The sequence below is a fragment of the Acidovorax sp. Root217 genome, from assembly GCF_001428645.1.
Classification (GTDB): Bacteria; Pseudomonadota; Gammaproteobacteria; order Burkholderiales; family Burkholderiaceae_C; genus Acidovorax.
Map to the genome: position 1 here is coordinate 1 of NZ_LMIH01000032.1, position 1,159 is coordinate 1,159.

The 1,159-nt window shown below is 61.8% G+C and carries 1 protein-coding gene; it reads right to left on the reverse strand.

Annotated elements, in window-relative coordinates; all coding sequences use genetic code 11:
- Nucleotide 1 precedes the first annotated feature (1 nt).
- The coding region (tuf, locus tag ASE31_RS25115; protein ID WP_157412657.1) for an elongation factor Tu at nt 2-1,159 on the reverse strand (1,158 nt) is incomplete at its 5' end.

Below are 1,159 nucleotides of genomic sequence, written 5' to 3' on the forward strand. Positions count from 1 at the left end.
ATTAGGCGATGATCTTGGCCACGACGCCGGCGCCGACGGTACGACCGCCTTCACGGATGGCGAAGCGCAGGCCTTCTTCCATGGCGATGGGGTTGATCAGCTTCACAGTGATCGACACGTTGTCGCCTGGCATGACCATTTCCTTGTCCGCTGGCAGCTCGATGGCGCCGGTGACGTCGGTCGTGCGGAAGTAGAACTGGGGACGGTAGTTGTTGAAGAACGGGGTGTGGCGGCCGCCTTCGTCCTTGCTCAGCACATACACTTCAGCCGTGAAGTGGGTGTGTGGCTTGATCGAGCCGGGCTTGCACAGCACTTGGCCGCGTTCCACGTCTTCACGCTTGGTGCCGCGCAGCAGCAGGCCAACGTTGTCGCCAGCCTGGCCTTGGTCCAGCAGCTTGCGGAACATTTCCACGCCGGTGCAGGTGGTCTTGACGGTGTCCTTGATGCCGACGATTTCGATTTCTTCGCCGACCTTGACGATACCGCGCTCGATACGGCCGGTCACGACGGTGCCGCGGCCAGAGATCGAGAACACGTCTTCCACAGGCATCAGGAAGGCGCCGTCCACAGCGCGCTCTGGCGTGGGGATGTAGTTGTCCAGTGCGTCGGCCAGCTTCATGATGGCTTCTTCACCCAGGGCACCCTTGTCGCCTTCCAGGGCGAGCTTGGCGGAACCGCGGATGATCGGGGTGTCGTCGCCTGGGAAGTTGTATTTGTCCAGGAGTTCGCGCACTTCCATTTCGACGAGTTCGAGCAGCTCTTCGTCGTCAACCATGTCGCACTTGTTCAGGAACACGATGATGTAAGGAACACCCACCTGGCGGGCCAGCAGGATGTGCTCACGGGTCTGGGGCATGGGGCCGTCTGCGGCCGAGCACACCAGAATGGCGCCGTCCATCTGGGCTGCGCCGGTGATCATGTTCTTCACATAGTCGGCGTGACCTGGGCAGTCCACGTGGGCGTAGTGGCGGTTGGCCGTTTCGTATTCCACGTGTGCGGTGTTGATCGTGATGCCGCGGGCCTTTTCTTCAGGTGCTGCGTCGATCTGGTCGTATGCCTTGGCTTCGCCGCCGAACTTGGAAGACAGCACCGTGGCGATGGCCGCCGTCAGGGTCGTCTTGCCATGGTCCACGTGGCCGATCGTGCCCACGTTGACGTG